Annotated in this window: 18 protein-coding genes; 10 read left to right on the plus strand and 8 right to left on the minus strand. The window is 68.7% G+C overall.

The genetic code is table 11. The features are described 5' to 3' along the window. Positions 1-62 precede the first annotated feature (62 nt). Positions 63-1,043 carry a pirin family protein gene (locus E0H92_RS22140; RefSeq protein ID WP_131285981.1) on the plus strand — a complete coding sequence of 327 codons (981 nt, stop codon included), beginning with the start codon at positions 63-65 and terminating at the stop codon, positions 1,041-1,043. An 85-nt stretch (positions 1,044-1,128) separates the two neighbouring features. Continuing rightward, on the plus strand, positions 1,129-2,070 hold the full coding sequence (locus E0H92_RS22145) for an SMP-30/gluconolactonase/LRE family protein (protein ID WP_131460374.1): 942 nt from the start codon (positions 1,129-1,131) through the stop codon (positions 2,068-2,070). Here the strand turns inward: E0H92_RS22145 and E0H92_RS22150 are convergent, their stop codons facing one another. Then, on the minus strand, positions 2,071-2,382 hold the full coding sequence (locus E0H92_RS22150) for a cupin domain-containing protein (protein WP_131460373.1): 312 nt from the start codon (positions 2,380-2,382) through the stop codon (positions 2,071-2,073). Between the two features lie 71 nt (positions 2,383-2,453). Between E0H92_RS22150 and E0H92_RS22155 the strand changes: the two genes are divergently transcribed. Next, positions 2,454-3,398: a helix-turn-helix domain-containing protein gene (locus tag E0H92_RS22155; RefSeq protein WP_131460372.1), complete on the plus strand. Its 945-nt coding sequence runs from the start codon at positions 2,454-2,456 to the stop codon at positions 3,396-3,398. On the opposite strand, the gene E0H92_RS22160 is transcribed toward E0H92_RS22155, so the two are convergent. Together E0H92_RS22160 and E0H92_RS22165 are read right to left on the minus strand one after the other, a co-directional pair. Further along, entirely contained in the window at positions 3,386-4,027 is a 642-nt protein-coding gene (locus tag E0H92_RS22160; RefSeq protein ID WP_131460371.1) for a phosphotransferase, read from the minus strand. The genes E0H92_RS22155 and E0H92_RS22160 overlap by 13 nt on opposite strands. Then, positions 4,028-5,275: a glycoside hydrolase family 18 protein gene (locus E0H92_RS22165; protein ID WP_238173542.1), complete on the minus strand. Its 1,248-nt coding sequence runs from the start codon at positions 5,273-5,275 to the stop codon at positions 4,028-4,030. 101 nt (positions 5,276-5,376) lie between these two features. Between E0H92_RS22165 and E0H92_RS22170 the strand changes: the two genes are divergently transcribed. The 3 genes from E0H92_RS22170 (at position 5,377) to E0H92_RS22180 (ending at position 12,823) form a co-directional block, all read left to right on the plus strand. Next, positions 5,377-6,087 carry a transporter substrate-binding domain-containing protein gene (locus E0H92_RS22170; RefSeq protein WP_131497606.1) on the plus strand — a complete coding sequence of 237 codons (711 nt, stop codon included), beginning with the start codon at positions 5,377-5,379 and terminating at the stop codon, positions 6,085-6,087. A gap of 168 nt (positions 6,088-6,255) precedes the next feature. After that, positions 6,256-9,534 carry a S8 family peptidase gene (locus tag E0H92_RS22175; protein ID WP_165549905.1) on the plus strand — a complete coding sequence of 1,093 codons (3,279 nt, stop codon included), beginning with the start codon at positions 6,256-6,258 and terminating at the stop codon, positions 9,532-9,534. A 70-nt stretch (positions 9,535-9,604) separates the two neighbouring features. Further along, positions 9,605-12,823: a S8 family serine peptidase gene (locus E0H92_RS22180; RefSeq protein ID WP_238173543.1), complete on the plus strand. Its 3,219-nt coding sequence runs from the start codon at positions 9,605-9,607 to the stop codon at positions 12,821-12,823. A gap of 60 nt (positions 12,824-12,883) precedes the next feature. Here E0H92_RS22180 and E0H92_RS22185 read toward each other — a convergent pair whose 3' ends face one another. Next, complete coding sequence (locus tag E0H92_RS22185) at positions 12,884-13,876, minus strand: malate dehydrogenase (protein ID WP_131460367.1); 993 nt, start codon at positions 13,874-13,876, stop codon at positions 12,884-12,886. Between the two features lie 193 nt (positions 13,877-14,069). Between E0H92_RS22185 and E0H92_RS22190 the strand changes: the two genes are divergently transcribed. Further along, positions 14,070-15,197 carry a glycerophosphodiester phosphodiesterase gene (locus tag E0H92_RS22190; protein WP_131497607.1) on the plus strand — a complete coding sequence of 376 codons (1,128 nt, stop codon included), beginning with the start codon at positions 14,070-14,072 and terminating at the stop codon, positions 15,195-15,197. 16 nt (positions 15,198-15,213) lie between these two features. After that, a complete protein-coding gene (locus E0H92_RS22195; RefSeq protein WP_131460365.1) occupies positions 15,214-16,020 on the plus strand; it encodes a spermidine synthase in 807 nt (268 codons plus the stop codon). Here E0H92_RS22195 and E0H92_RS22200 read toward each other — a convergent pair. Beyond that, entirely contained in the window at positions 15,983-16,516 is a 534-nt protein-coding gene (locus tag E0H92_RS22200; protein WP_165549907.1) for a helix-turn-helix domain-containing protein, read from the minus strand. The two genes, E0H92_RS22195 and E0H92_RS22200, sit on opposite strands and share 38 nt — an antisense overlap. A gap of 56 nt (positions 16,517-16,572) precedes the next feature. Here E0H92_RS22200 and E0H92_RS22205 point away from each other — a divergent pair, with 56 nt between their 5' ends. Beyond that, positions 16,573-17,433: an MOSC domain-containing protein gene (locus E0H92_RS22205; RefSeq protein WP_238173544.1), complete on the plus strand. Its 861-nt coding sequence runs from the start codon at positions 16,573-16,575 to the stop codon at positions 17,431-17,433. On the opposite strand, the gene E0H92_RS22210 is transcribed toward E0H92_RS22205, so the two are convergent. After that, positions 17,430-17,900 (minus strand): lamin tail domain-containing protein, encoded by a 471-nt coding sequence (locus E0H92_RS22210; RefSeq protein ID WP_131460362.1) that lies wholly within the window; start codon positions 17,898-17,900, stop codon positions 17,430-17,432. The genes E0H92_RS22205 and E0H92_RS22210 overlap by 4 nt on opposite strands. 114 nt (positions 17,901-18,014) lie before the next feature. Further along, positions 18,015-18,776, minus strand: coding sequence for an MBL fold metallo-hydrolase (locus tag E0H92_RS22215; RefSeq protein ID WP_131460361.1), 762 nt, complete (start codon positions 18,774-18,776; stop codon positions 18,015-18,017). An 82-nt stretch (positions 18,777-18,858) separates the two neighbouring features. Between E0H92_RS22215 and E0H92_RS22220 the strand changes: the two genes are divergently transcribed. Next, positions 18,859-19,809 carry a GlxA family transcriptional regulator gene (locus tag E0H92_RS22220; RefSeq protein ID WP_131460360.1) on the plus strand — a complete coding sequence of 317 codons (951 nt, stop codon included), beginning with the start codon at positions 18,859-18,861 and terminating at the stop codon, positions 19,807-19,809. Here E0H92_RS22220 and E0H92_RS22225 read toward each other — a convergent pair. Beyond that, the gene (locus E0H92_RS22225) at positions 19,788-20,042 is read right to left on the minus strand and encodes a hypothetical protein (protein WP_131285964.1); all 255 of its coding nucleotides are present in this window, start codon (positions 20,040-20,042) and stop codon (positions 19,788-19,790) included. The two genes, E0H92_RS22220 and E0H92_RS22225, sit on opposite strands and share 22 nt — an antisense overlap. Between the last annotated feature and the right edge of the window lie 45 nt (positions 20,043-20,087).

Consider the following 20,087-nt stretch of genomic DNA (forward strand, 5'->3'; position numbering starts at 1 on the left):
GCTCTTGCCCTGGTTCCGGAAGATAGTTTATTCTTGAACTACCAATCAGCGAGGAGCACATCATGCCCGCCGTGACCGTCAGTGACATCACCGTTCTGCCCCGCGTCAGTGCGCAGGATTCGGTGAACGAGCGTTCGGTGAAGTCGGTGACCTCGGCGCCGAGCGGGTACGAGGGCGAGGGCTTTCCGGTACGGCGTGCCTTCGCGGGCGTCGACCTCCGGGACCTGGACCCGTTCATCCACATGGACCAGATGGGCGAGGTGGAGTACGCGCCGGGCGAGCCGAAGGGTACGCCGTGGCACCCGCACCGCGGCTTCGAGACCGTGACGTACATGCTCGACGGGATCATGGAGCACCAGGACTCCAACGGCGGTGGCGGCGTGATCTCCAACGGTGACACCCAGTGGATGACCGCGGGCAGCGGCCTGCTGCACATCGAGACCCCGCCGGAGCACCTCGTGGTGAGCGGCGGCCTGTTCCACGGCATCCAGCTCTGGGTGAACCTGCCGAAGGCGCTCAAGTGGGCCCCGCCGCGCTACCAGGACATCCGCGGCGGCGACTCGGCGCTGCTCTCCACGCCGGACGGCGGTTCGCTGATCCGCGTGATCGCCGGCTCGGTCGACGGGCACAACGGGCCCGGTTCGACCCACACCCCGATCACGTTGGTGCACGCGACGGTCAGCCCCGGCGCGGAGATGGTCCTCCCGTGGCAGCCGGACTACAACGCACTCGTCTACGTGCTGGCTGGTCAGGGCACTGTCGGCTCCGAGCGGCGCCCGATCCGCAAGGGGCAGCTGGCCGTCTTCGGTCCCGGCGACACGATCCGGACGGCGGCGAGTACGTCGCAGCCGCAGGCCGAGCCGAACCTCGACGTACTGGTGATCGGCGGCCGCCCGATCCGGGAACCGGTCGCGATGGCCGGGCCGTTCGTGATGAACACCCGCGCCGAGGTCATCCAGGCGTTCGAGGACTTCCAGGCCGGCAAGCTCGGCAGCATCCCCGCCGTCCACGGCGCCCCGACCGAACTCCGCAGTACCGAGTAGTCCGGAGTAGTTCCCGCCCTGGACACCGGCAACCCCCGGATCTACCTTCGCAGCAAGGGGATTCGGGGAAGTTGCAGGGGGCATCATGTCGTACTTGCGGAAACTTGCGCTGATCGTGTCCGCGGTAGCACTGACGGTCGCCGCGGCCGCACCGTTCCCGGCGACGATTCCGTTGCCGGTGGACTTCCAGCCGGAGGGTATCGCCACCGGCCCGCAGAGCACCTTCTACGCCGGCTCGCTGCGCAGCGGTGACATCTTCCGCGGCAGCCTGCGGACCGGCGAGGGCGCGATCTTCGTCGACGCGCCGCCCGGCCGGACAGCGGTCGGGATGAAGGTCGAGCGAGCTGCGCAGCGGCTCTGGGTCGCGGGCGGGGCCACCGGTCACGCCTACGTCTACAGCACCCGCGACGGCTCGACGGTCGCCGATCTGGTGCTCACTTCGGCGCCCAGCTCGTTGATCAACGATGTCGTCGTCACCAACGACGCCGCGTACTTCACCGACACGTTCAGCCCGGTGTTCTACAAGGTCCCGATCGGGCCCGGCGGCCGCATCGGCGCACCGCAGACCATCCCGTACAGCGGTCCGGCGGCCGTGATGGGGGACTTCCCGAACTGGAACGGCATCGACGCCACCCGGGACGGCAAGCACCTGATCGTCGGGCACTCGTCGCGCGCGACGATGTACCTGGTCGATCCAAGGACCGGCGCCAGCCGGGCGATCACGATCACCGGCGGCACGATCACACCTGGTACGCCGGACGGCATCCTGCTCGACGGCAAGACCCTGTGGGTGGTGGAGAACTTCGCCAACCGCCTCGTCAAGGTCGAGCTCGGCGCGGGGCTGACCAGCGGCGAGATCGTTGCCGCTGTCACCAGTTCGCTGTTCAGGGTGCCGACCACCGTCGCCGAGGACGGCCACCGGCTGGCGCTGGTCAACGGCCGCTTCGACCTCGGCTTCCCGCCACCGTTCGGACCTGGTGCGCCGGCCGGCACGGACTTCGACGTGGTGCAGGTCGACAAGCCCTGATCAGCCCTCGGGGTAGAACAGGAACAGCGTGCAGCCCTTGGCGGACTGCGGAACGTGGGACGACCCGGCCGGGGCGTGGATGAACGATCCGGCCGGGTAGTCGCGGTCTCCGTCGTTGAACACGCCGTCGACGACGAAGACCTCCTCCGGACCGGGATCGTGGACGTCGATCCCTTCCCAGCGTGACCCGGGCTCCATCTGCAGGACGAACGCCTTGGCGACCGTCCCGGACCACAGCGGCCGCAATCTGATACCCGGAAACAGGTCGCGGACCGGTGCGTCGTCGACCGACGCCCACTCGTAGTTCTCCATGGATCCGATCCTCGCGCCGTCCACACCGTTGTCCCAGTGTCAGGAAAGTCTTGATCAGGTACTTTTCTGCCATGCCCAAAGACAGGCATCGCGTCGTCGCTCTGGTGACCGCGCCGCAGGCGAGCTTCGAGCTCGGATGCGCGGCGGCGGTCTTCCGCGATCCGCCGTACCGCTTCAGCGTCTGTGCCGAACAGCCCGGAAACCTCCGCACCACCGACGGATTCGACATGGTGGTGACGTCCGGTCTGCGCGCGCTCGACAGCGCGGGCACGATCGTCGTGCCGGGGTGGCTGCCGATCAATCGCGAGCCGTCCCAGCAGGTCCTCCGGGCACTCACGCGGGCCCATCGGCGCGGCGCGCGGCTCGTCAGCATCTGCTCGGGTGCATACCTATTGGCCGCGACCGGCCTGCTCGACGGGCGCCGGGTCGCGACGCATTGGCGGTACGCCGACGAACTGCAGCGCCGATTCCCCGCGGTACCAGTGGATCCGGACGTGCTGTACGTCGACCACGGGGATGTTGCGACGAGTGGCGGGTCCGGGACCGGGATCGATCTGTGTCTGCATCTGGTGCGCCGCGATCACGGGGCGTCCTACGCGTCGTGGGTTGCGCGCCGGATGGTGATGCCGCCGCATCGTGAAGGCGGTCAGATCCAGTACCGCTCCGAGGGCCCGGAACTGATCAACCGAGGTAGCGAGTCGTTGGGTGCTGTCCTGGATTGGGCCGTCGCGCACCTGGGTGAGCCGATCACCGTCGACGACCTCGCCGGCAGGGTGAACGTGTCGGCGCGGACCTTGGCGCGACGGTTCGAGGAGCAGTTGGGGATGGCGCCGGGACAGTGGTTGCTGGGCCAGCGGATCGCCAGAACACGTGTTCTGCTGGAGGAAACAGACCTTTCCGTCGACGCCATCGCGACCCGGGTCGGCCTCTCATCGGCAACCAATCTGCGCAGAAGATTCCGCGCCGCCCTCCACACCACCCCGAGCGGCTACCGCCGCGCGTATCAGGGTAGGTAGTCGCCGGTGTCGTCGAGCGTGATGTAGTGCTCGATGCGCGGGTCGTCCGGGTCACCGCCGTACAGCTCGACGAAGCGTCGCGCCGCGGGCGGGCCGCCGTACTGCGGGTTGAGGGTGCCGCGCAGGCTCTTGAACATCAGCGAGAGGTCGACGTATCGGTCGCCGGTGCCGAGCCGGCTCAGGTCGAGGACGCCGGTGAAGCGCAGGGTGGCCGGGTCGATGAAGACGTTCGGCGCCGCGTAGTCCCCGTGGGTCACAGCGGTCCCGGACCCGGGGAACGGCGAGGAGAACGGGCAGCCGCTCAACTCGTCCAGTGCACGGAGCCCGTCCGCGATGGCCGCGAGTACGGCGGGACGGTCACGTGCCGGCCACGGTTGCGAGGCGTCGCGGCCGGGCAGCTCCGCGGTCAGCAGCCAGTTGTTGCCGCGGTCAACGATGCGCGGGCACGGAAATCCGGTGCCGGAAAGCCATGCCAGGCGTTCCGCTTCGGCGTCTACGCCGTCACCCGCTTTGTAGTACAGGCGTTCCGGGCCGCGGTCGAGTCTGACGACTGTCGCCCCGGAGCAACCCAGGTGGACCGGTTCGGCGCTGTCGGCGCCGAACCGGTCCTGGAGCAGATTCAGATCCACTCAGCGAAGGTTACGGTGCAACGCCGAGATCAGCTCCCCATTTCCGGTGTCGCCGTCGAGTGACCAGATCATCGCGCCGCCGAGGTCGCGGTGCGAGATGTACTGCGCTTTCCGTTTCATCTCGACCGGGTCGTCCCAGGTCCAGAACGTCGTACCGTCGAACAGCCACGCGAAACCGGCGCGGTTGTCGCGGTAGACCGTGTAGTTCGCCAGCTGGGCCTTCAGGTAGCGGTAGTCCTCGGTGCCGGCGTCGAACGTCGACGGCGCCGGACCGGTCGACGGCTGGAAGAGACCGTGGTTCACGTCAGTCACCCCGGTCCAGCCGTGTGAGTAGAACGGCACGCCCATCACCAGTTTGCTCCGCGGCGCGCCACGGGCCAGGTAGGCGTCGATCGTCACCTGTGAGCTGAACTCCGGTGTCGTCGGGTCGCCTGCCGGTCCGTCGATCGCGGACTGCTGGTTGGTGAGCGTCTCCCACGGGCCGTGGTAGTCGTAGCCCTGCGTGGTGGCGAAGGTCAGGTCCTTGAACAGCTGACGGACCTCGAAGCCGCGGTCGATCATCGCCGGGTTCGCGGGCAGGAACGCGGTCAGGTCGTGTCTGCCCGGCAGCCGGTCGAGTTGCTTGCGGTACTCGTGCACCAGCGCGGTGAAGTTCTGCTTGTCCTCGGGCCGGATCACGTTCCCCGGGTTGCCTTCGCTGGCCGGCCATTCCCAGTCCAGGTCGATGCCGGTGAAGATGCCCTTCGCGGCACCGGCCGGCAGGCCCGGCAGGTTGCCCTTCAGCCACAGGTCCAGGCACGACTTCACGTGCGCGGCCCGGGAGGCGGGCGTGAGCGCCGCGTCGGAGAAGTGCGCCGAGCCGGTCCAGCCGCCGAGCGAGATGCTGATCCGGAGCTTCGGGTACTTCTGTTTCAGTTGCTTGAGCTGATTGAGATTGCCGTTCAGCACCTGGCCGGGCTCGTCGGCCTTGCCGTTGACGCTCTGCTCGGCGGTGAACGGTCGCTGGTAGTCGGCCCACGGGTCGCTGCTCAGGCAGTTCCCCTGGGCGTCGACGAAGCCGAACGCGTAGTTGATCTGGGTCAGCCGGGCCGCGGACCCGTTCTTCACCAGATCGCTGACCAGAAAATTCCGGCCGTACCCACTCCAGTTGGTGTAGTACCCCACCACTCGCTTGGTGCTGCCGTGCGCTTCGGCAGGTACCGCGGCAGTCGTTGGCACGACCAGCGCAGCCGCCATCAGCAGCCTCACACTCCGACGCCTCATAACACCCCCATCGGACGGTTCCTGCGCACACAGTAGGACCCCACCCCGACTTACGCAATGACTCTGCAAAAACTTAGAATGCCGGTATGACGACTGTTGCCGGTGATCTTGCGCCGTCCGGGGTGCTGCGGGCCTCGATCAATCTCGGGAATCCGGTGTTGGCGCAGGGGACGGCGGAGGCGCCGGGCGGGGTGACAGTCGATATCGCGCGGGAGTTGGCGCGAAGGCTCGGGGTGTCGTTGGACTTGGTGTGCTTCGATGCGGCGCGGAAGTCGTTCGAGGCGATGACGACCGGCCGGGCGGATCTGTGTTTTCTGGCGATCGATCCGGCGCGGGCGGCCGAGGTGGCGTTCACGGCGCCGTACGTCGTGATCGAGGGGGTGTTCGCCGTACCGCGGGAGTCGGGGCTGACGTCGGTTGCCGAGGTTGATGCTCCGGGCGTGCGGGTCGGGGTGAAGGAGGGGTCGGCGTACGACCTTTATCTGAGCAGGACGTTGCAGCAGGCAACGGTTGTTCGTGGGGTGGAGGGGGTTGACGTGTTCCGGGATGAGGGGCTTGAGGTGGCGGCTGGGATTCGGCAGCCGATCACTCGGTACGTCGGGGAGCATCCGGAGTTGCGGTTGATTGATGAGCGGTTCATGCAGATCCAGCAGGCTGTTGGGACTGCGAAGGCGAAGCAGCCGGAGACGGTCGCCTACCTGCATGATCTGATCGAGGAGCTGAAGGCCTCAGGTTTCGTCGCCGCGTCACTGGCCGCCTCCGGGCAGGCGGACGCCGCGGTCGCCCCGCCTGCCTGAGAGGGATGCCCTTACGGGCAGTGACGAGGCAACAACCTGCCGTGGCAGGTGGTTCTGGCAACCATTCGATAGGGTCCGGACATCTATCGGTGAGTGGTCGCATGGCTCCGCTCTGTGAGCGGTCTCCTGCGGCCCGCTGTGAGGACAACCGATCGGGAGGGACTCATCGTGGTATCCACACCACGATCGAGGCGCATCGGCGTTGCCGCCGTCGCCTTGATCGCTGCCTTCGGGCTCGCTGCCCCGGGCCAGGCACTAGCCGGCCCCCAGGCCCAACCAGCCCCCGCGCAGGGGAAAGACCAGAGCGTCACGCTGATCACCGGCGACCGGGTCACCCTGCGCGGTGGCGACCCGGCGCGCGCCACGATCCGGCCCGGTAACGGCCGGACCGGCGTCGCGTTCAGCTCGTACCGGCTGAAGGACCACCTGTACGTCGTACCGTCCGACGTCAGTGCGCGCCTGGCCGGCGGCAAGCTCGACAGCCGCCTGTTCGACGTGACGGCGCTGATCAAGGACGGGTACGACGAGACGCTGCCGCTGATCGTCACGTACACCGGCAAGGCGCAGAAGCGCGCGGCGATCCCGGGAGCGACCGTCTCGCGTCAGCTGCCCGTCATCAACGGCGCCGCGCTGAAGGTCACGAAGGACTCCAAGGTCCTGGACGGGGCCGGGATCGACAAGATCTGGCTCGACGGCAAGCGCAAGGTCACGCTGGACCAGTCGGTCCCGCAGATCGGCGCGCCGACCGCCTGGCAGGCGGGCTACACCGGCAAGGGGATCCCGGTCGCGGTCCTCGACACCGGCATCGACAAGGCGCATCCCGACCTCGCCACCCAGGTGGCCGGCGCCAAGAACTTCACGGACTCGCCCGACGGCGACCACTTCGGTCACGGTACGCACGTCGCCTCGACGATCGCCGGTACCGCGGCCGCGTCGAGCGGCAAGTACAAGGGCGTGGCGCCGGACGCCCGCCTGTACGACGGCAAGGTCTGTGACGACTTCGGCAGCTGCCCCGACTCCGCGATCCTGGCCGGGATGGAATGGGCCGCGACCGAAGTCAAGGCCAAGGTCGTGAACCTGAGCCTCGGCGGCACCGACACCCCGGGGATCGATCCGCTCGAGGAGGCCGTGAACCGGCTGACCGCGCAGACCGGCACCCTGTTCGTGATTGCCGCCGGCAACGAGGGCCCGGGTGAGCAGACCATCGGCTCGCCGGGCAGCGCGGACGCCGCGCTCACCGTCGGCGCGGTCGACAAGCAGAACCAGCTGGCCGACTTCTCCAGCCGCGGCCCGCGGGTCGGCGACGGCGCCGTGAAGCCGGACATCAGCGCACCCGGTGTCTCGATCGTCGCCGCGAAGGCGAAGGACTCGATCATCGGCGAACCGGTCGGCGAGGACTACCTGCGCCTCGACGGTACGTCGATGGCGACGCCGCACGTCGTCGGATCGGTCGCGATCCTCGCGCAGGAACACCCGAATTGGAAGGCCGCCGAGCTCAAGGGCGCGCTGATGGGTTCGGCCAAGCCGGCCGCGGACCAGACCGCGTTCGAGCAGGGCGCCGGCCGCGTGGATGTTGCCAAGGGCATCAAACAGACCGTGATCGCCGAGCCCGGCAACGTCTCGTTCGGTACGGCGGTCTGGCCGCACGACGACGACGTACCGGTCACCAAGACCGTGACGTACCGCAACCTCGGTGACCAGGCGGTGACGCTCAACCTGGCCGCGACGTTGACCGGACCGGACGGCAGCGCTGCCCCGGCGGACGCGCTCAAGCTGAGTGCGACCACGGTCACCGTCCCGGCGGGCGGCACCGCCACCGTCCAGGCGACATCGAACACCAAGCACGACGGCCCGGACGGCACGTACTCCGGCCGCCTCACCGCGAGCGCGGGCGACGTCGGCGTCACGTCGGCGATCGGTGTGAACAAGGAGAAAGAGAGCTACAACCTCACCCTGAAGGCGATCGGTGCGGACGGAAAGCCGGCCCAGTTCGACGGCGTGCTGTTCGCGATGGACCGGAGCCTGTTCCAGTTCCTCGGCGACGGCACCGACTCGCTGACGACGCGCCTGCTGAAGGGCGAGTACCTGGTGCAGAGCAGCCAGTTCGTCGAGCAGCCGGACGGCAGCTTCGCCAGCTACGGGCTCGTGCAGCCGTCGATCAAGCTCACCGAGGACACCACGGTGGTGTTCGACGCGCGGACGACGAAGCCGGTGAAGGTGACCGTGCCGCAGCCAGGCGCGGAGGCCGCGCTCGCTGACGTCGGATTCGACCGGGCGTCCGCGGACGGCCGGTACGCACTGAGCTCCGCCAACCTGTCGTTCGGATTCGGGGCGATCTACTCCGCTCAGGTGGGATCGTCGGTGTTGCCGCAGGAGCAGTTCACCGGCCATGTCTCGTCGCAGTGGGCGAAGCCGGCCGCCGACGGCTCGTTCAGCAATTCGCCGTACGTCGTCGGTCAGGTCAACACGTTCCCGGGCGTGTTCCCGACCGGGTTCGTGCGCAACGTCAAGGCGAAGGAGCAGGCCACGCTCCAGCAGACCGTCAACTCCACGAGCGACCGGGAGCACGAGCGGATCGTGTTCGGCAACGCGCCGGGGATGAGTGGCGGTTGGGCGGTCGGGCTGACGTACGGCAAGGCCCCGCTGACCCTGACGGCGTACGTCGACGCCAAGCCGGCCACCTGGCGGACCGAGATCGACGAGATCATCCCGAGCACCGACCCGGAGGACCCGTTCCCGCAGACGATCAGCCGGCTCATGTCGCCGTCGAAGGAGTACCGGGCCGGCAAGTCGTACCGCGAGCGGTTCAACGCGGCGGCGTTCTCGATCGCGCCGGACGCGGCGGTCCGCGAAGGGAACTACCTGTTCCTGTCGGCCTACGGTCTGGGTGACGCGGACGGGAACGGTGGTTTCATCGTCACCGACTCCGAGTCCAGCAAGCTGATCCAGGACGGGAAGGTCGTCGCCGAGTCGCCGTACTTCGGGTACGTCGAGGCGTCCGAGTTGCCCGCGGCGAAGACGACGTACACGCTGGAGTCGACGCAGACACAGTCGAAGAGCCCGTTCGCCACCCGGACCGATCTGCGGTGGACGTTCAGTTCGGCGGCCACGTCGGCGGAGACCAGGCTGCCGCTGCTGGGCATCCGCTACCAGCCCACGGTGGACGTCCACAACGTGGCCGAGCGCAGGCCGGTCACGGTCCTGCCCGTCGTCGTGGACCCGCAAGCCGGGCAGCAACTGCCGGTGATCCGCAAGCTGACGGTCCAGGTGTCCGGCGACGACGGCAAGACATGGAAGAACGCCGCTGTCGCGCCGATCGGTCACGGCCGGTACAAGGCGATCTTCGCGACGCCGGCCGGACAGTCCGTCTCGCTGCGGTCGCATCTGGTCGACGGTTCGGGCAACGTAACGGACCTGACCGTAATCAGTTCCTACAGATTGGGCTGACCGCGCAACCCCGAAGGTCGGTTGTCACGTTCTTGACGTTGCGCAGACAACCGACTTTTGGGGTGAGGCAGTGAGATCTACGCGCAGAGGAACGCCCGCGATCGCCGTCCTGGCGGTCGCGGGCCTTGCCGTTGGCATGCTGACACCAGCCGCTGCGGCGCCGTCCACTCAGGCGGCTGGTGGCAAGGACGTCAGTGTCACGCTGATCACCGGCGACCGGGTGCGGCTGGCCGGCGGCGACGTGACCAAGGCGACCGTCGAGCCCGCCGCCGGCCGGGAGCACGTCGGCTTCAACACCTACCGGATCCGGGACCACGCCTACGTGATCCCGGCCGACGTCTACAAGGCGGTGGGGGACGGCCGGATCGATCGCCGGCTGTTCGACGTCGCCCAGCTGGTGAAGGACGGGTACGACGACGCGTCGACGAGCACCATCCCGGTGCTGACGACGTACGCCGGGACCGCGAAGCGCGCCGTACCGTCCGGAACGCGGGTCACGCGGCAGTTGCCGTCGATCAGCGGCGCGGCGATGAAGGTCAGCAAGAGCAACGCCAAGGCGTTCATGTCGTCGGCCGGGTTCAGCAAGCTGTGGCTGGACGGCAAGCGGAAGTTGCTGCTGGACCAGTCGGTCCCGCAGATCGGTGGACCGACGGCGTGGCAGGCCGGGTACACCGGCAAGGGTGTGTCGGTCGCGGTGCTCGACTCGGGTGTCGACGCGACCCATCCGGATCTCGCGACGCAGATCGCGGGGGAGAAGAACTTCACCACGGAGTCAGCGGACGACGTGGTCGGCCACGGTACGCATGTCGCGTCGACGATCGCCGGCACCGGCGCCGCGTCGGACGGGCGCTACAAGGGCGTGGCACCGGACGCGCGCATCTACGACGGCAAGATCTGTGAGGTCTACGGCTGCGAGGAGTCCGCGATCCTGGCCGGCATGGAATGGGCCGCGAACGAGGTCAAGGCGAAGATCGTCAACCTCAGCATCGGCGGCCAGGACACGCCGGAGCTCGACCCGGTCGAGGAGGCCGTGAACCGGCTGACCGCGCAGTCCGGCACACTCTTTGTGATTGCCGCCGGCAACGAAGGTCCGGGGGACGGGACGATCAGCTCGCCCGGCAGCGCGGACGCGGCGCTGACGGTCGGCAACGTGACCAAGCAGGACCAGCTCAACCCGACCTCGAGCCGCGGGCCGCGGCTCGGGGACAGCGCGCTGAAGCCCGACGTCACCGCGCCGGGCACTGACATCGTGGCGGCGAAGTCGAAGGACTCGTCGATCGGCGAACCGGTCGGCGACAAATACCTGCGACTGTCCGGTACGTCGATGGCGACGCCGCACACCGCCGGCGCTGCCGCGATTCTGCTGCAGGAGCACCCGTCCTGGACGCCGGCCGAGGTGAAGGCGGCGTTGATGGGTTCGGCGAAGGTCGCGGCCGGCCAGACGTCGTTCCAGCAAGGCGCCGGCCGGATCGACCTCACCACGGCGATCAAGCAGACCGTGGTCACCGAGTCCGGCAGCGTGTCGTTCGGGAAGGCGTCGTACCCGCACTCCGACGACCAGCCGGTGACGCGCGACGTAACCTTCCGCAACCTTGGCGAGGCGGCGGTCACGCTGTCGCTGACCTCGGTGCTGAACGGACCTGACGGTACGGCGGCTCCGGCCGGCGCGCTGAAGCTGAGCGCCGACTCGGTGACCGTCCCGGCCGGCGGTACGGCGTCCGTGCAGGCGACGTCGGACACGGCACTCGGTGGCGCGGACGGGCTGTTCAGCGGTCGTATCACCGCCACCGGAGGCGGCCAGACGGTCGTCGTACCGGTGGGTGTGGACAAGGAAGGTCCGACGTACAACCTGACCGTCAAGCTGATCCGGCCCGACGGTGCACCGGACCCGGACTACCCGATGTCGCTGACCGGCATCGACAACGACATGCACGACCTGTACTCGCCGGACGAGACCGGGACGGTGACACTCAGGCTGCCGCAGGGCGAATACACGGTCGACCAGTTCCAGGAGTTCGAGCGCGGGCCGGAGGACTGGATCTTCTTCATCCTGACCGCGCCCAGCGTGAAGCTCACCTCGGACCAGACGGTGGTCCTCGACGCGCGGAAGGCGAAGCCGGTCACCACGTCGGTGCCGAAGGCGGACGCGAAGCAGGCCAACTCGGACATCGGCTTCGACCGGAAGATCAAGGACGGCACGTACATCTACTCCGCGGGCGGATTCCTGTCCGGGACGATGTACACGTACAGCACCGGGCCGAAGCTGTCCGCGGCCGAGCTGACCGGGCACGTCACGTCCCAGTGGGGTGTGCCGGGCGCGGACGGGCTGTTCACGAACACGCCGTACCTGTACGGGATCGCGAACTACTTCCCGGGCGAGTTCCCCACCGGATTCGACCGGCAGGTGAAGCAGGCCGACCTCGCGACCGTGGACAGTACGGTCAGCAAGACCGCGGATCCCCGGGTGTTCAAGATGCTGCACCCGGTGATGCCGGACGGTGGCGGCGGCTGGGCCCGGGTCATCCGCGTCGATGTGCCGCGGACGATCCGGTACTACCTCGACGCGACGCAGTACGGGTGGGCCGGACGGACCGAGGAGGACACGGACGGCGCGGACTTCCCGCTCCCGAAGTGGAGCCTGGAGGGCAGGCCGGTGCTGTACAAGGCCGGCCGGTACTACCAGGAGCGGTGGAACGCGGCGGTGTTCGTGCCGTCGGTGTACGCCGCGACGCGGTCGGCGGGTGCGCTGAATGTCTCACTGTACGGTCTCACCGATGCTGACGGGCACACCGGCTTCATTTCCCAGACAGGGAAGACTTCGCTTTACCGAGATGGCGTCGAGATCGGGTCCACGGACAGGTTCGGCAACATCGGCGTCACGGATCAGCCGGCCGGTAAGGCGACGTACAAGCTGGTCACGACCGGTACGCAGGCCGTCTGGCCGTTCTCGACCCGGGTGGACCTGGAGGCGACCTTCACGTCGTCGGCGGACCAGACAGCGGTCCCGATCCGCACCGTCGCATTCCGCCCGGAACTCGACGGCAACAACACAATGGAACGCAAACCGGTCACCGTCCTGCCATACGAGGTCAAAGGCGGCGCGGTAGCAAAGGTAAAGGTCGAGTACTCCGACGACGCCGGCGCAACCTGGCGCCCGGCCCCACTCACCGGCACCAAAGCAATCTTCCCAACCCCACCCGGCAAAACCATCTCCCTACGAGCCACCACCACGGACACCACCGGAAACACCACAACACAAACCGTGATCGCCGCGTTCAACCTGCGGTGAGAACGACAGAACGCCCCCGGGAAACGCTTGGGTTCCCGGGGGCGTTCTGCTGGGTGCCTGTCAGCCGATCAGGCCGAGGTCCTTGACGGCGGCGCGTTCTTCGGCGAGTTCGGCGGTGGAGGCGTCGATCTTGCCGCGGGAGAAGTCGTTGATTTCCAGGCCCTGGACGATTTCCCAGTTGCCGTCCTTGGTGGTGACCGGGAACGACGAGATCAGGCCCTCGGGGACGTCGTACGAGCCGTCGGAGACGACCGCCATGGACAGCCAGTCGCCCTCGGCGGAGCCCTTCAGCCAGTCGCGGGTGTGGTCGATGGTGGCGGCGGCCGCGGACGCTGCGGACGACGCGCCGCGGGCCTCGATGATCGCCGCGCCGCGCTTCTGAACGGTCGGCAGGAAGTCGTTCTCCACCCAGGCCTGGTCGTTGACGACCTCGGCCGCGTTCTTGCCGGCCACCTCGGCGTGGAAGATGTCCGGGTACTGCGTCGCGGAGTGGTTGCCCCAGATCGTCAGCTTCTTCAGGTCCGTGACGTGCGTCCCGGTCTTCTTCGCCAGCTGCGCCAGCGCCCGGTTGTGGTCGAGCCGGGTCAGCGCCGAGAAGCGCTCGGCCGGGATGTCGGGGGCGTTGCTCTTCGCGATCAGCGCGTTGGTGTTCGCCGGGTTGCCGGTGACGGTGATCCGGATGTCGTCGGCGGCGTGGTCGTTCAGCGCCTTGCCCTGGACGGTGAAGATCGCGCCGTTCGCCTCCAGGAGGTCGCCGCGCTCCATGCCCTTGGTCCGCGGTCGCGCGCCCACCAGCAGCGCGACGTTGACCCCGTCGAAGACGACGTTCGGGTCGTCGCCGATCTCGATCCCGGCGAGCGTCGGGAACGCGCTGTCGTCGAGCTCCATCACGACGCCCTCGAGCGCCTTCAGCGCCGGGGTGATCTCCAGCAGCCGCAGCTCCACCGGGGTGTCCGGCCCGAGCAGCGCCCCGCTCGCGATCCGGAACAGCAGGCTGTACCCGATATTCCCTGCGGCCCCGGTAACGGCCACCTTCACCGGCGTAGTGCTCACGACGCGCTCCTCGCTGATCAGATTTGTGTGCTTCGGACGCTAGCAAGCCGTCTGTCTCAGCCCAACGCTGGGGCAGTAGCTAATACCTCACACCTCGATGGATCGTTCACCGTCCGGTCATCCGGCGTACGTCGCGGGGCCGGTGCGGTGCCCGAAGGTGACTCCCAGTCCCCTGACTTGTTAGGAGAATCGGATGAAGCTGTCCAGCCGGCTGCTGCCGGTCGCCGCCTCGGCCCTCGCGGTGGCCGCGGCCGTCGTCGTACCGCAGGCCCTGCCGGAGTCGGCCCCCGCCACCGGCAGCGCGGTCCAGGCGGAGAAGCACGACGACTTCGTCATCGTCGGGCACCGCGGCGCCTCCGGGTACCGCCCCGAGCACACGCTGGCGTCGTACGAACTGGCCGCCCGGATGGGCGCCGACTTCATCGAGCCGGACCTGGTCACCACCAAGGACCGGGTGCTGGTGGCCCGGCACGAGCCGGAGATCGGCGGTACGACGGACGTCGCGAACCACCCCGAGTTCAAGGACCGGAAGAAGACCAAGCAGCTCGACGGCGTCGCGGTGACCGGCTGGTTCACCGAGGACTTCACGCTGGCCGAGCTGAAGACGCTGCGCGCGGTCGAGCGGATCCCGGCGGTCCGGCAGCACAACACCGTGTTCAACGGGCACTACCAGATCCCGACCTTCCAAGAGGTGATCGACCTCAGCAAGCGGCTGTCGAAGGAGCTCGGCCGGCCGATCGGGATCTACCCGGAGACCAAGCACCCGACATACTTCCAGCAGCAGGGTCTCGCACTCGAGCCGGCGCTGGTGCGGACGCTGAACCGCAACGGCCTGAACCGCCCCGGAGCGAAGGTGTTCGTCCAGTCCTTCGAGGTCTCGAACCTGAAGGCGCTGCACAAGGAGCTCCGCGTCCCGCTGGTGCAGCTGACCAGCTCGAGCGGTGCGCCGTACGACTTCGTGGTCTCCGGTGACAAGCGCACGTACGCCGATATCGTCAGCGCCAAGGGGCTGCGCGAGGTCGCGACGTACGCCGACGGCGTCGGACCGTCGAAGGACCAGGTCATCCCGCTCGACGCGGCGGGCAAGCTCGGTAAGCCGACCGCGCTGGTCGCGGACGCGCACAAGGCCGGGCTGGTCGTGCACCCGTACACGTTCCGGGTCGAGAACAGCTTCCTCCCGGCCGACTTCGACAGCTCCGCGGTGGCGTCGGACTCGGGCAACCTGTTCGGCGAGATCGCGGCGTACCGCAAGGCCGGGATCGACGGGCTGTTCACCGACAACACCGACATCGCGGTCGCGGAAGAACGCGAAGCCAAGTAGCTGACAAGATGGGCAGGTGGAACGTAGGACTGCCTCCGGGCTCGCCGCCGTCGAGGCGCAAGCCGACGGGACCTTCGTGCTGCGGGTCGACGGATCGCCGCAGTCACAGGTGGATCTGGCGGACCCGGGCCACCTGTCCTTCGAGTACATGCGCCGGATCGGCGACGTCGTGGACGCGGTCGCGCCCCGGCGTCAGCCGATCGCGGTGGTGCACGTCGGCGGCGCCGCGCTGAGCTTGCCGCGGTACGTCGCCGTCACGCGGCCGCGGTCGCGGCAGATCGTGCTCGAACCGGACGAGGACCTGACCGAGTTCGTCCGCGAGGCGCTGCCGTTGCCGAAACGGTCCGGGATCAAGGTCCGCCCGGTCAGCGGCCGGGCCGGTATCACCGAGTTGTACGACGACTCGATGGATCTGGTGATCCTGGACGCGTTCGAGCACGAGGCGGTCCCGGCGAACCTGGTGACGGCCGAGTTCTTCGCGGAGTGCGCGCGGGTACTGCGGCCGACCGGGGTGCTGATCGCGAACCTGATCGACGGGAAGGCCGGGCTGCCGTTCATCCGGCGTACGGCGGCGACCGTTGCGGACTCGATCGGGGCGGGAGTTGTGCTCGCCGAGCGGAAGATCCTGCGGGGCAAGGGATTCGGGAACGTCATCATGGTCGCGTCGCGGCAGCCGGTGCCCGATCTGGTGGACGCGGGACGGCGAGCGCAACCGCCGTACGACGTGATGCCGCTGCAGGAGCTTGCGGGCAAGGCGGCGCCGCTGACCGATGCGGAGGGCTACCTCACGCCGCGCGCGCCGGCCTCGGTCTTCCGGAGCTGACCTGCTCGGCGCTCAGTCGGTGGACTGCGTTGGCGACGGCGGCGCGTTCTTCGGGGGTTGCGCCGATTGTGCGGACGAGCTGGTCGAGGCGGTCCGGGCTGGGGCGGCGGGCGCCGCGGAACCAGGCCTGGATTGTTGCCCGGGGGATCCCCGTCTCCTGCTCGAGCGTGCGTAGCGAGCGGGGGCGGGCTAGCGCTGCTAGGGCGGCGCCGAGGTCCTCCAGGCCGGTAGCGCTCTCCAGCAGGCTGACGATGTCGCGCGGATCGCGGCTCGCTTCCTCCCACCGCCGGTGCCAGAGCGGCATCAGATCTGCCGGTACTCCGCAGCCGGTCAGGTAGGCGGCGGCGACCTCCCAGGCCGGCAGGTGCTTGCCGCTGGTCGCGCGGATCAGGTGGGGATGCGAGTAGTGCGCACGGTCCGCGAGTTGGCGGTAGCTCAGGCCCGCGTGCCGACGTACCCGTTGCAACGCGGCGGCGAAGGTTTCGACATCCTGCACGTGATCAAACATAACTCAACATGTTTCAACAGGGCAAGGCCGGTTACCCTTGGCCTGTGTCTGTCGCGAAGGTTGCCGCCCTGGCCTACTACCCGGTGAAAGGCCTCGCCGGGATCCCCGTCGAGACCGCCGAGGTCGGACCGACCGGGTTGGTGAACGACCGGCTGTTCATGCTGGTCCAGCCGGACGGGACGTTCCTCAGCCAGCGCAAGCTGCCCGCCATGGCCACGCTGCGCGCGGAGTTGGCGGGTGACGCGCTCCAGTTGTCCGCGCCAGGCGCCCCGGACCTCGAGGTCGAGATCAGGTACGACGGGAAGCGGCGTGACGTCAGCCTGTTCGAGAAATGGTTCGGGCAGGGCGTGGTGCAGGACCCGGCCGCGGACGGGTGGTTCACCGCGCGCCTCGGGGCGCCGGCGGCCCTGGTCCGCGTGACGCCCGAGCACGAGCGACCGGGGTGGGGCGCGCATCGCGGTTTGACCGGATTCGGCGACGCGCACGCGTTGATGATCACGTCGCAGGCGTCACTCGACGGGCTGAACGCACGCATCCTCGAGCGCGGCGCCGACGCGATCCCGATGAACCGCTTCCGGCCCAACCTCGTCATCTCCGGATGGGACGAGCCGCACACCGAGGACAAGGTGCTCCGGATGACCGCCGGTGCGGTGCAGATCGGATACTCCGCGCGCGGGATCCGCTGCGCGGTGCCGACCGTCGACCAGGCGACCGGCGCCAAGTCCGGGCCGGAACCGACCCGGACTTTGGCGACGTACCGCCGTGAACCCGCCTACGGCGGCGGCGTGAGCTTCGGCGTCAAGGGCGCAGTACTTGCCCCCGGCAACATCACCGTCGGTGACGAGATCACCGTCCACGAATGGATCGCCGACGGCGCCGACCCCGCCCCCGCAACCAGGACCTAGCAGCCGACGCGGTAACGGCCGGTGACGGCCTTGTAGGTGCAGGTGTCGAAGGTCTTGCCGGCCGGGGTCTGGAAGCGGGCGGTGTCGCCGGTGTTGTTCCAGATGTACCAGCTCTGGTTCCAGTACAGGGTGAGTGCGCGGTTCCGGTTCTTGCCGGTCCGGACGATCACCGTCGAGCGGCCCGGGAGTACGTAGCCGCGCGGGAACACGAACAGGTGGTTCGCCGCGTCCAGCACCCGGAACCCGGACAGGTTGATCGGGCGCGAACTGATGTTCCGGACCGTGAAGAACTCGTTGTTCAGTTGGGCGTTGGTGCGGGTGTCGGTCCCGGGCGGGTCGTACTGGATGCCGCTCAGGACGACGGTGATCGCCGCGTCGGCCGGCAGTGGTGCGAGGGCCGCCGTACCGGCCAGCACCACCGCGGCCGTCGCGGCGGAAAAGAGCGTGCGGAAGCGTCGTGCGAACACAGGAATGTCCCCCTTGGCAGTGGGCCGATGTCCCCCCGGCCCGATGAATGCGAACTGCCGGTTCCCCCCGGCGGTCCCAGACGCTATCCGTCACGCTCCGTGCTCGTCAAGCCCTCAACCAAGGCTTGTCGCGACCCCGTGCTCGAGCAGTGTGACGCGGTCCTCCAGGCCGGCGTCACGGAACGCAGCGACGAACTGCTCCGGGCCCTCACTGAAGTGGGCCCAGCCCTCGGTGTGGACCGGGACGATCGCCGCCCCGTCGAGGATCCGCGCGGCCTCGACCGCGTCCGTCGACGTGAGCGTCAGGTTGGCGCCGTCGAGCAGGCCGGTCCGCGCCGCACCCGCGAACAGGACCGCCACATCGATCGGCGCGAACCGGTCGGCGATCTCCTTCACCAGGCCGAGTGACGCGTTGTCGCCGGAGACGTAGACGGTCGGTAGTCCTTCGCCCTGGAGGACGAATCCGGTGACGACGCCGAGCACCGCCTCGGCGCCTTCCGGGCCGTGCAATGCCGGTACGCCGGTCACCGTGATCACGCCGCCGTCCGGCCGGGGCACGTCGATCGACTCCCAGTTCTCCAGCCCGCGAACGCCGGCGATGCGGTCGGCCGCGCCGGGGGTGGACAGGACGGTCGGGATGGACGGGAGGAGTGCCCGGCCGGTGTCGTCCAGGTTGTCCTTGTGCTCATCGTGCGAGACCAGGGCGACGTCGATCGGGCCGAGCTCCGCGGCCGGGATCGCCGGGCCGGTCAGCTTGGTCATCACCCGGCCCGGGAGCTGGTAGTCGCGGGGCTCGTCGAACGCCGGGTCGATCAGGAACGTGAGGCCGCCGAGGTCCAGGACGGCGGTCGGGCCGCCGATGTGCGTGATCTTCATGACGACGATCTTCCGGCCTGGCGACCCGTCTCACCATTGGCCCGCGAGACACAGTTCCCGAAGATCGGGCCATACTGTGTTCATGCGTACTGTCGCGGTCCTCGCGTATCCCGGGATGAGCCCGTTCCACCTGTCCGTGCCGTGCCTGGTACTCGGCGAACGCCGCGGGCTGCCCAGCCGGTACGACGTACTCGTCTGTGCGGAGGAACCGGGCTCGTTCCCCACCAGCGCCGGATTCGGGATCACGGTGGATCACGGGCTCGAGGCGATGGAGCGGGCCGATGTCGTGGTGCTGCCGAGCTGGGAGCCCGGGCTGGTGGCGTCCGACGTACTGCTGGACACGATCCGGCGCGCGCACACGCGGGGCGCCACCGTGGTCGGGTTGTGCGTCGGGGCGTTCCTCGTGGCGGAGAGCGGGCTCGCCGAGGGGCGTGAGGTGGTGACGCACTGGCGGTTCGCCGACGAGCTGCGGTCGCGCTATCCGCACTTGAAAGTGCGCGCCGATGTGCTGTGGTCGGATCAGGGCGACCTCGTCACCTCGGCCGGTACGGCGGCCTCGCTGGACTGCTGTCTGCACCTGGTACGCACCCACCACGGGGTCGAGATCGCGGAGCAGGTTGCCCGGGACATCGTGGTGGCGCCGCATCGGAGCGGGTCGCAGGCGCAGTACATCCCGGTGCCGGTGCCGCCGGACCCCGCCGACGACGTGATCGAGAAGGCGATGGTGTGGGCGCGGGCACGACTCGACCAGCCGGTGTCGCTCGACGAATGGGCCGGGGCGGTCGCGATGTCACGCCGTACGTTCACCCGGCAGTTCCGGGCGCGGACCGGGAGCTCCGGACAGGCGTGGCTGTTGCGCCAGCGGCTGGACCGGGCGCGGTTGTTGCTGGAGACAACGGACCTGTCGGTCGAGCGGGTCGCCACGGAGAGCGGGTTCGGGAGCAGCGACGCGCTCCGGCACCACTTCCACGGGTTGCTGGGGACGACACCGCAGCGGCACCGGCAGGAGTTCTACAGCACGAGCAGGATGTAGATCACCGGCGCGGCGAACGTGACGAGCAGGATCCAGGCCATCATCCGGTGTGCCGGCTTGCCCCGGTCGAGCGAGGACGCGAAGTAGAGCACGGCGCCTTCCTCGGTATGGCGGCTCAACCCCATCCGCTTGGCCTCCTCGGGCCGCGGATCCGGCCGCTCCGCGGACAGCGCGTCCGGATGGATCCCGAAATGCGCCGGCCCCACCCGATCCACATCATCCCGCTCAAGCATCCCAACCTCCCGCGGACCAGGTCACCCACCCCCATGGTCGCACCC

The sequence above is a fragment of the Kribbella speibonae genome (assembly GCF_004331375.1).
GTDB lineage: Bacteria > Actinomycetota > Actinomycetes > Propionibacteriales > Kribbellaceae > Kribbella > Kribbella sindirgiensis.

Coding starts and splice junctions, on each gene's coding strand:
- E0H92_RS22215 (WP_131460361.1), bottom strand. CDS start 18,776: ATGAAGATCACGCACATCGGCGGCCCGACCGCCGTCCTGGACCTCGGC.
- E0H92_RS22140 (WP_131285981.1), top strand. CDS start 63: ATGCCCGCCGTGACCGTCAGTGACATCACCGTTCTGCCCCGCGTCAGT.
- E0H92_RS22220 (WP_131460360.1), top strand. CDS start 18,859: ATGCGTACTGTCGCGGTCCTCGCGTATCCCGGGATGAGCCCGTTCCAC.
- E0H92_RS22155 (WP_131460372.1), top strand. CDS start 2,454: ATGCCCAAAGACAGGCATCGCGTCGTCGCTCTGGTGACCGCGCCGCAG.
- E0H92_RS22225 (WP_131285964.1), bottom strand. CDS start 20,042: ATGCTTGAGCGGGATGATGTGGATCGGGTGGGGCCGGCGCATTTCGGG.
- E0H92_RS22145 (WP_131460374.1), top strand. CDS start 1,129: ATGTCGTACTTGCGGAAACTTGCGCTGATCGTGTCCGCGGTAGCACTG.
- E0H92_RS22190 (WP_131497607.1), top strand. CDS start 14,070: ATGAAGCTGTCCAGCCGGCTGCTGCCGGTCGCCGCCTCGGCCCTCGCG.
- E0H92_RS22150 (WP_131460373.1), bottom strand. CDS start 2,382: ATGGAGAACTACGAGTGGGCGTCGGTCGACGACGCACCGGTCCGCGAC.
- E0H92_RS22170 (WP_131497606.1), top strand. CDS start 5,377: ATGACGACTGTTGCCGGTGATCTTGCGCCGTCCGGGGTGCTGCGGGCC.